This is a genomic window from Bacillus cereus group sp. BfR-BA-01382, from assembly GCF_022663475.1.
GTDB classification, from domain to species: domain Bacteria; phylum Bacillota; class Bacilli; order Bacillales; family Bacillaceae_G; genus Bacillus_A; species Bacillus_A thuringiensis_S.
Map to the genome: position 1 here is coordinate 1 of NZ_JAKUFQ010000151.1, position 9,416 is coordinate 9,416.

A 9,416-nucleotide genomic window follows, 5' to 3' on the forward strand; every position below is an offset into this window, starting at 1 on the left:
AGAAAACATTTACGCAAAAACATACTTCTATAGAAGGTTGCGAGATTAGTGATGAAGGTAAAGATATTATCGAGGATTATATGGTTAAAAAATATATGCCTATCGAGGGGTGTGAGGTGGTAAAGCCTCTTCCTGTTGAATGTGATATTAATCATGAAAAACCTGAACCTCCACCACCTGAACCTGCTCCAGAAGTGCAACAAACTGAACCACAACCAGTACAACAACCCGAAGATACCACTCAAGGAACCGATAATGTAGAGGTTCCAAAGCCTGAACAACATATTGAAGAGCAAAAAGAAAATCAAAATGTTGAAAAAGTTGATAAAAAAGTAGTTCAAGAGAAAAAACAAGTTCAAAAAACACAAGCTGTAGAGCAAGAACAAATCTCTGAAACTCAACTAAAAGAAAAAGAAGTTTCAAAGACTACTATTATTAATAAAGGCGCTTCTATCGAGATGACGGAAGACGAACGTTATTGGTTAGAAAAGTTAGTAGAAGCTGAAGCGGCCGATGAGCCATATGAAGGAAAAGTAGCTGTTGCAACAACAATTGCATATCGAGTAGACGATAAAACAGAGTTTCCTGATACAGTGATGGAAGTCATTAAAGCTCCTAAACAGTATTCTCCTTGGATGGATGGTGCTATTTACAAACGAACGCCAAGTGAAGAAACAAAACGTGCAGTAGCAGAAGTATTTGACAAAGGTGTAAGGAATTTACCTAAAGGTACTGTATACTTCTATGACCCACGATACGCTCCTCATAACTGGATGGAACGTACAAGAGCATATGTAACGACAATTGGCAATCATGTATTTTGTTCTATACATGCAAAATAAGGGATGAAAACCTGAACGCAAAACAAAAAAGGCTCGCAATAAGCGAATGCCTTTTTTATTTACATATTATATATTTTAAATTTTAATTCCAATTTTTCTATGCAATAAGCTTTTTTTCTTGCATATTAACAATCTCTAAAACCTCTGGATTCTTATGACAAATATACACGTCTCCCTGTGTCTTACTATAATATTTAATTATCTTATTCAGATTTTTTATTACAACATCTTCAATTTGTCGTTGAATACAATCAGATTCATATGTGATTCTGTCTTCAAAATCTGAAAAGAAAGATTCATTACTATCTAATCGCAAATTCAACTCTTTATACAACTTTCTGACAGATGCTTCACCTTCTAAAATTTCCAAAATCACATCATCCACATCCATATAATCAGCTAAATTGATTCTAACCTCTTTTTCTACCTTATCTAATAAATTCTGTACTTCCTCTTTTGATGTACTATCAAAAACATCTTCTTCCTTTATAGCAACTGAATAAACAAAATCCCCATAATGACTTGCTACTGAAAAGTTTTCAGTCATATAAATACCATAGCCTTCTGTTAGCTCACATTCTTTATATACCGCTAATTCCTTACTGATTTTAAATTCATCAAATACACGATTTGAACAATGAAATAAAGTTACCATAAAATAAACATCTCCTGTTTTATCAAATTTTTAAAATACCTGTTTTGTATAATCTCTGTATTCTATGTATTTGAATTAGGAGTTATAATGCATTATGATTAATCTCAGATAATGTGATGATTTTATTGTGTAGTTATATGAATAAAGTTAATTAGTGATGTATACCAGGAGTTGAAAGTATGACAAAAAAGGATATAACGGCTGAATTAATCTATATATGGAAAGAAGAATACGAAGCAGGAGCATCCTTTCGGAAAATTGGTGAAAAACATGGTGTGTCGAAAGCAACTGTAGGAAAGCATCTGACTGGTGTCGTTACATTTAGAGAAAAGGCTCCTCATAAGAAATATGCCGATGAATGGTATGAACTTTATTTATCAGGATGGAGCAAATCTGCTATTGCCAAAAAATACAACGTTTCGGCTGTATCTGTTGGCAAAATCCTACGTACTGAAAAAGGAGTAGAGATGCAAGGTCGGAAAAAAGAGTTGATGCATTTACTACCTACTTTTAAATCTTTATATGAAGAAGGATATGACTTGACTTATATTAGCGATAAGACAGGTGTATCCAGACAAGCCATATTGAATTACTTAAATGACGCAGGAGTTGAAATTCGCTCATATAGTGAATCCTCTCGAAAATATGAAGTCGATGAAGAGTTTTTTGAAGAAATTGACTCAGCTTATAAAGCTTATATATTAGGGTTGGTATTTAGTTCTGGAAACTTACTGGAGCACTACAAATCTTATTCCTTATCCATGGTTGTAAAAAAAGATAGAGTCTCGATATTAGAAGAAATATTTCAGGCTTTGACAAACAAAAAGACAGAAGAATTGCTTTATGTCTCCGCAGATAATTGTTATAAAGATAGAATTTGTTCTTTAAAATTGTATAATTCTCTTAAAAAATTAGGGTTAAATTTTAGAAGTGACATGACATTTCCTGCTCTTGAAGAAAAATATTTAGAACATTTTCTAAAAGGTTACCTAAAAGGTTCTTCGAGCTTTGCATCCAAACGGGGATATTTGACTATTAATTCTGAGCCCCTTTTTTATGAATCGTTAGTGAATTCCATTTCATCTATAATAGATATAGATAAGAAATATCTTCGAAAACACAAATACTCAACTGCCAGTATTACCGTTTATCAGAAAGAGTCCGTAGAGAAAATTAAGAATTTCATTAATAGCTAATTGTTCAATATAAAAAAGACTTCTTCTCCTAAAAAGAGAATGAAGTCTTTTTCTTAAACCGCTTCTTGTAAAACGTCATGAGATATTTCTCTTACTTTTGTTTTGAACATCTCTACGTCATTATTTATACCTGACATTTCAAATTTCATCAATACAGGAATCCCATATTGTTTTGAAATCTTATCTGCACTTGCTCCGAACATATCTCCCCAATTTCGATTGCCACTTGCTACTACTCCTACTAAACTCTTACTGTTTTTCTTCAAAAAGGCTGATACCTCTTCTGGAACTGCACCAAAACCAGTTGTGTAAGTGATAAGTACATATTTTTCATTAACAAGTAATCCGTCACTAATTTGCACAGTTTCTAACCCTGTCTTTCCTACAAATCTTTTTACATTTCCAGTTTTTGACGCATACACTATTAACATTTTAATCTCCCCTTTATCATTTTATACGTTCATATATACCTAATTTATAAATTCTTCTTATTCTACTTTTCTTTTTCTCTTTTTATAAAAATGATTGTAATCCTTATAAAGAAAACTCATTTGCATAAAATAAATAGACTATAAAAGCCAGGTATTTATTTAAATTATTTTTAGAGGAGCGTTTTATAATGAAAAATTTATTCGTAAAAATGGAAGCTATCGTAAAAAAGGTAATGAAGTCTCATATGGATGATTTCGAGGTTCATGACAAAGAAAGATTAACAAAAGCTTTTAAAGAAGAAGAACATGTTTTTTACTGGATGTGTTCAATGTGTGCAACACATATCATTGCAGATGAAGATGTTAGTTGGTTAGAAGCAGTTATGTATCAATATCGTGATAAGCTTAAAGCAAACAAAGGTTTCTTATTCAAGATTGATACAAAAGAAGGTACAATTAAAAAGATAAACTGGCGTAAGAAACCAGAGTTGTTAAGAATGATGGAAATGTAGTTTTATCATTCACTACAAAAAAGCAGGTTATGAAATTAAATCACAGCCTGCTTTTTTCATGCTTTATTCTGATTTTGACATTCTAATACATTCAATCAATAGGACGATTGCTGTCATTAGGTGTAATAGCCAACCTAAGAATGGAATGGCTCCTAAAACAGATGCAATAATACCTACCACATTACCTCCAATCGAAGCCCCTTCCTTTTTACACATGACAATTGTTGCAATATGTAAAAGCAAAGCAATAAATAGTGGTATCCATAAGAAGCTCAAGATAAACGTTCCACCTACAATCGGAATAGCAAAAAAGGCTTCTACTCCAAATGTAACCCACTTCAATGTTGTTGCAACAGGTGATTTCCTCATAGTATCCCTTCCCTTCTATAATGTTTTCTTTTTATTATAGAAATAACATAAGAGTTTATAATGAAACCTATATCTTATACCCTCGAATACAAGAGTTGTAGCCACCATATAGCTATAACGTTTCAAGTTTTCAATAGTACCTGTCACAATTTAGCTATAGGGTTTCATAAAAGTAGAGGTATCTTTGCCGAAGTAAGAAATAACATTAATGTTTGTTAAGTAGAAATCAAAAGTTTATCGGTATTATATCAATAGAATTATATTCATTCTTTAACCCCATTCAATAAACTTGCTTCATACATCTTGATATTTCGCTTGTGAAACTCCGCTTTATCTAAACAAGCTTGATATAACGCTTGTTCTTTCTCTAATTTCATGCGAACAACACTTGCATTGGCTTGGTTATGCATTGCAACATTATCAATCTGTAAAATCTCAAATTCTTCTAAACTTCCCGTTTCTTTTTCATATGAAAATTTTAGAGCTTTAAAAAAATGTAGTAAATTTACAAATCTATTTGGTGTTGGTTTTTTATCTAATCTTTTTAATAGTTTCATAAATGTTTTCTTTTTATTTTTTGATGTAATCACATAAGAAAGCAATTCAATAAACGGCTGTTCAGCGACTCCTACCTCCATCCAACTATTATCTCTTGAATCCTCTGTTCCCACTAATACATACAGTGTAGAGGGAGCAATAAATGGGAATTTATTTGGGCTTCTCTTATATTCTGCATTTGCCTTATAAGCAGTAGTCGTATATCCACGTTTACTTAATTCAAAGACTGACTTTCTAAACACCTGATAAAAATACCTTCCTAATTCTTTCATCGTATTTCCCTACCTTTTATCTTCTGTTTTTTAAATCCATTATGTATTCAATCTGAATTATATGATATTATATTAACTATAGTCAATAAAAAACAAAGGGGAAATATGATGCATCTAAAAAAAGTGATGGTATACGCTTGTTCAATTGGTACATTACTTGCTCTGAACGGATGTGATTCTATCTCCACCGAGATAGATAACAAGCCACCTGTTGAAGAGAAAAAGGATATTACATATCAAAAATTTGAAAACATTTCAGCGACTATGACAAAAGCTATTTTGAATAGTATTGCTATAGGAGAAACCAAAGAAATTCCAGATGTGAAAAACGCTTCAGCAATTGTAAACTCAGATGGTTCAAAAACATACGCATTCTTAGTTCCTTATGATTTTACGGGAGAAGCAAAAGAAACAGATAAAGCAGAAGGCAAGCATTACACAGAATTAACAGTAAATGAATCCAAAGCATTTATTGATATTCTTGTTTCAAAAGAAGCAACTGCAAGAAAGCTTATAATTAAAAGAATTGAAGAATCTCGATATTTTGTTCAATATCTGGTTCCTGAAAAAGATGAGAAGCTACTCACTTCTACGCAAACACTCAAATATACAGTTTCAAACGGAAAAATAGCAACTACCCATGCTATTAACACGTATCCATTAATCTAACAAAGGAGATTTAAAACAATGAAAAGAAAATCCTTATTTTTAGCCATTTCAACCCTATCCCTCTTACTTATTAGTGGATGCGGAGATGACCTATCTAACGATGCAGAAAAAGAAATAAACAATTATACAAAGTACGATAAAATGACTCGTGAGTTAACTCGTAAAGTTTTAGACACAATTCCCAAAGGGAAAGAGCGAACTTATACAGACATTCAGCATTCTTATATCATTTCGGATAATCAAGACAAAAGAACTTATCAATTTTTAGTTCCATACGAATTAACCAATGACACAAAATCTACAGATAATGACAAGATGAAACATTACGGATATCTTACTTTTTCTGAATTTAACTATTATATCGACATTTGCAGTTCACCAGATGTAAAAGAAAAACAACTCATTATTAAACACTTAGAGAATGGCGATTTTTCTATCCGATATATTCTCCCAGAAAACAGTCAACCACAGGTAGCATTTAGTGAAAGCAATACCACTGAATATAGAAGCGGAAAAAACTCAACAGGGACCATCACTCATACAGAACTATAAGAAAAACAACCAACAGACAGACTCTTCTTTTCGGGGTCTTTTTTTATATTTCTTTTTATAAATACATATGATTTATAGAACTTATAAAACAGGTAATCATTTAGATTCTATAAAAAGGAGACACTATCATGACTTATGTATTCAACCATAATTTTCATTCATTTACAAAAGGAAGACTCTCATTAAAACTTTTAAATTTAGATTTGGAATTTGATAAAGAGGTTTTTCAGTTTATACAAAGAAGGATTATGGAAGATGTTTCATCTAAAAATATTTCAGTGATTTATTTAAACGGAAAATTCATTGGCTTTCTTCAGTTAAAACAATACAATTCTATGCTATTTCAAAAGAATTATGGAGAAGATGACATGCCGTTTGATTTATCGTTCTTTCATGATGAAGAGAACACTGTAGTCATCGAAAATTTATTTTTGGCAAACAAACATCAAGGGAAAGGTATAGGAAATATTATCGTTCAGTTTTTAAAAGGTGTATTTGCAAGCAAAACACTATTACTCTATTCTTTATCTGAAGCAGAATCATTCTGGATGAGAATGGGATTTAAAGAGAATGATGATGACTATGTATATTCATGGAACAACTCTCATGAATTAAAACAAATTGCATAAACACAAGAAAGAGCAGACATTTTATCTGCTCTTATATATATATTCACACTTTTTACTATCCTATTAGTTAGTTTTTAATACAGGAATCCCATCAAGATTAGATTCTTTTAATCTATTCCACACTTCAATAAATTCCGGTTCATAAACAAAACCATCTCGACTATTTCTAACTACAACATTCTGTAGTTTAAATTCATCTAACACTCCATTTTCATCATAAATACAATCATCACCAGGCTCCATCGAACCAAAATTATAAGATGATGCTTCATGGATTGTTAAAACTCCTTCGTTGAACTCAAAAGAACTTTCTTTTACATCGCTAAATGCCATCGCTTCAGGGTCTTCTTTTGATAACCATAAAGTTTTTAACTCTCTTTCTTTACCTATACCACCTAATGTCACAGGATGAACCAATTGTATCTTTACAAGGAAAACTCGTTTATTTTCTGTTTTTATTTGAAACCATTTTCCGTCAATCACACTTCGCAGAAACTCCTGTTTATCAGCCTGTTCTATCATACCCTTAATTTGCTTATATCCTGATTTAACTTCTTCTCTTGTTTCATCAGTAATATCCGCATCAATATAATGCTCAAACACATAGTCTAATATATGTAATAATTCTTGGTTACTTTTTTTCATAGAATAAAACTCCTTTTTATTTATCTTCTCTTATTATATAAATAATAAAATAATATTACATATCTATTACTTTCCGTTCTTATTCCTCTTCACCTTCCATCCCCTCTAATATTTCTTGCTCTTCCCAATAACATTCTTCGCATAAGTTATCTTCATAACCTATACATGTTCTACTATACAATCTTTTGCATGTACAACATTCCTTTAGTTCAAAGATATCTAATATCCATTTCATTAACTTCTTTTCCATTACATTAAATGATTCAAACTCTTCAATCTTATCGTTTTTATAATTTGCACACACATGAACCTTCTCTTGTTCTTTGTACTTTACAAATCTAAAATAAGATGTCTCCTGTAATGTAATAGTACCAAAGAATTCTAATGACTTATCATCCTCTTTCAGCTTGTTTAGTTTATCTAATAAATTTAGGCCCATTACAACATCATCATACGAAATAATTTGTATCTCACCATTCTCTAACGTAAAATAAAATCCATGATTATCCAAATTAAATTCTACTTCCATACCGATTTCTTTAACAGTTGCAATGATTTTCTCTACATCAAACATTTTGTTATTCATTTTATTAACTCCCCTTTTTAAATAATTGATTTGCAATACCTCTTTTATAATCTATCTCTTTATTTTAGATAGCTTATATATAAGCTATAACTACTCAGGGATAAATAAAAACCCACTATCATTCAGTGAGTTTTTTAATTTATATCTGTTTCTTTTTTCATGCTTAGTATAAATATAAAGTTAATTTAGTGAGAATAACATGAAGTTTTTATATAAGTATGTACCTTAGCTTGTTGCAATGCCATCGGATTGCTTTTCTAATAACACTTAGTTCCCTTTATACTTTCATATCTCAATAGCATAGTTAATTAGAACGGTTTTTCTAATAACACTTAGTTCCCTTTATACCCCTTATACAAAAGCCAATGATAATAAGCTTTTGCAGAACACTTTTGCAGTGAATCCTTAGTTATGTTTTTATAAAAACACGAAAAATACTCAAGAATCCTTATATCTAAAGAGTTCTTTTATTTTTAATCTATTTTTAGATTTACTGCATTTTTACTTATTCCAATAAAGGATAATTCTCTCTTTTTTGCGTCTCTCCAAATAGCATATCAATAAATGTATTTACCAAGTATCTATCAATTGGAGAACCTGCTGATTGTGGATGTCCACCTCCACGGAATACATAAGCAATATCATTTCCAATATGGATATCATCTCTTACACCTCGATAACTAATTGTTCGAGATGGATTAATAATAATGATAAAATCCAAATCAGGTCTTCTTTCAGCTAAAACATTTCCTAATTCAGAATGATACTGTTCCGCAAAAATAACTCCTGCTGAATGTCCCAAAATATTCTTTTCAATGATTGTTTGTTCTTTACCATTAATATAATTTTCAATTCGTTTTTCTTCGATTTGAATAATTGTTAATTCTAATTGATTAAACTTATATTCTGTTTGTAGTTTCTCCAATACTAATCCCTCAAATTTCTTACGACCATATAAATATAGCAATGCATTCCATCTATTGGGCTCAATATCATCATACACTTTATGCCATTCCCAAGTATCATATCTTCGAACAGATTCAACAAATTTCTTAACAGCCTTTAGATTAGCATTGAACTTTACATTTTGAGACATGAAGTATTCAAACAATAATGATGTAGCAGATGTTTTAGCGTCCATTCTTTCATCTACAGGTTTAGAAAAGCTCGTTTTAGAGGTCGCTGATTCAATCAAAGCCCATTCGTATTCAAGAATCCATGGTCGCTTCTCTGTTGAATGATGGTCAATATAAATGACAATGATTTCCTTATTCTTGTGTAACTTATCTAACGCCTTACAGTTCTCCTCACTAATAAAAATATCTGTGATAAGAACAACATCATATTTCTTGTAAGAGCCATTGGTAATAAACGTCTGAACTTCCTCATCTACTCGCTTATAATCTAAATAACGAACGTTCCTGTTCTTAAATGCTAATTTTGTTAAAATGCCACAACCAACCCCATCATAGTCATTATGAGAAAAGTGTTTTACTCGTA

At 31.1% G+C, this 9,416-nt stretch carries 13 protein-coding genes; 6 read left to right on the top strand and 7 right to left on the bottom strand.

The window, feature by feature from the left end; translation table 11 throughout:
• Positions 1-842, top strand: an 842-nt coding sequence (locus MR160_RS31475) for a cell wall hydrolase (protein ID WP_242299008.1), incomplete at its 5' end; no start/stop codon positions are given.
• A 97-nt stretch (positions 843-939) separates the two neighbouring features.
• On the opposite strand, the gene MR160_RS31480 is transcribed toward MR160_RS31475, so the two are convergent.
• Positions 940-1,497 carry a hypothetical protein gene (locus MR160_RS31480; protein WP_098297318.1) on the bottom strand — a complete coding sequence of 186 codons (558 nt, stop codon included), beginning with the start codon at positions 1,495-1,497 and terminating at the stop codon, positions 940-942.
• A 179-nt stretch (positions 1,498-1,676) separates the two neighbouring features.
• On the opposite strand from MR160_RS31480, the gene MR160_RS31485 reads away from it, so the two are divergent.
• A complete protein-coding gene (locus MR160_RS31485) occupies positions 1,677-2,693 on the top strand; it encodes an endonuclease (RefSeq protein ID WP_086877736.1) in 1,017 nt (338 codons plus the stop codon).
• Between the two features lie 53 nt (positions 2,694-2,746).
• On the opposite strand, the gene nrdI is transcribed toward MR160_RS31485, so the two are convergent.
• A complete protein-coding gene (gene nrdI, locus MR160_RS31490; protein ID WP_242299009.1) occupies positions 2,747-3,124 on the bottom strand; it encodes a class Ib ribonucleoside-diphosphate reductase assembly flavoprotein NrdI in 378 nt (125 codons plus the stop codon).
• Positions 3,125-3,312: 188 nt separating this feature from the next.
• Between nrdI and MR160_RS31495 the strand changes: the two genes are divergently transcribed.
• Positions 3,313-3,636 (top strand): hypothetical protein, encoded by a 324-nt coding sequence (locus MR160_RS31495; protein WP_242299010.1) that lies wholly within the window; start codon positions 3,313-3,315, stop codon positions 3,634-3,636.
• A gap of 63 nt (positions 3,637-3,699) precedes the next feature.
• Here the strand turns inward: MR160_RS31495 and MR160_RS31500 are convergent, their stop codons facing one another.
• Together MR160_RS31500 and MR160_RS31505 are read right to left on the bottom strand one after the other, a co-directional pair.
• On the bottom strand, positions 3,700-4,005 hold the full coding sequence (locus MR160_RS31500) for a hypothetical protein (RefSeq protein ID WP_242299011.1): 306 nt from the start codon (positions 4,003-4,005) through the stop codon (positions 3,700-3,702).
• 263 nt (positions 4,006-4,268) lie between these two features.
• Positions 4,269-4,835, bottom strand: a complete 567-nt coding sequence (locus tag MR160_RS31505) for a hypothetical protein (RefSeq protein WP_242299012.1) — start codon at positions 4,833-4,835, stop codon at positions 4,269-4,271.
• A gap of 108 nt (positions 4,836-4,943) precedes the next feature.
• On the opposite strand from MR160_RS31505, the gene MR160_RS31510 reads away from it, so the two are divergent.
• The 3 genes from MR160_RS31510 (at position 4,944) to MR160_RS31520 (ending at position 6,685) form a co-directional block, all read left to right on the top strand.
• Complete coding sequence (locus tag MR160_RS31510; protein ID WP_098297312.1) at positions 4,944-5,504, top strand: hypothetical protein; 561 nt, start codon at positions 4,944-4,946, stop codon at positions 5,502-5,504.
• A gap of 18 nt (positions 5,505-5,522) precedes the next feature.
• Positions 5,523-6,056 (top strand): hypothetical protein, encoded by a 534-nt coding sequence (locus MR160_RS31515; RefSeq protein ID WP_242299013.1) that lies wholly within the window; start codon positions 5,523-5,525, stop codon positions 6,054-6,056.
• Between the two features lie 128 nt (positions 6,057-6,184).
• On the top strand, positions 6,185-6,685 hold the full coding sequence (locus MR160_RS31520) for a GNAT family N-acetyltransferase (protein ID WP_242299014.1): 501 nt from the start codon (positions 6,185-6,187) through the stop codon (positions 6,683-6,685).
• A 63-nt stretch (positions 6,686-6,748) separates the two neighbouring features.
• Here MR160_RS31520 and MR160_RS31525 read toward each other — a convergent pair whose 3' ends face one another.
• From MR160_RS31525 to MR160_RS31535, 3 genes are all read right to left on the bottom strand, one after another.
• Positions 6,749-7,330 carry a hypothetical protein gene (locus MR160_RS31525; protein ID WP_000749492.1) on the bottom strand — a complete coding sequence of 194 codons (582 nt, stop codon included), beginning with the start codon at positions 7,328-7,330 and terminating at the stop codon, positions 6,749-6,751.
• 79 nt (positions 7,331-7,409) lie between these two features.
• A complete protein-coding gene (locus MR160_RS31530) occupies positions 7,410-7,916 on the bottom strand; it encodes a hypothetical protein (protein WP_242299015.1) in 507 nt (168 codons plus the stop codon).
• A gap of 505 nt (positions 7,917-8,421) precedes the next feature.
• A partial coding sequence (locus MR160_RS31535) for a DHH family phosphoesterase (RefSeq protein ID WP_242299016.1) occupies positions 8,422-9,416 on the bottom strand: 995 nt, incomplete at its 5' end.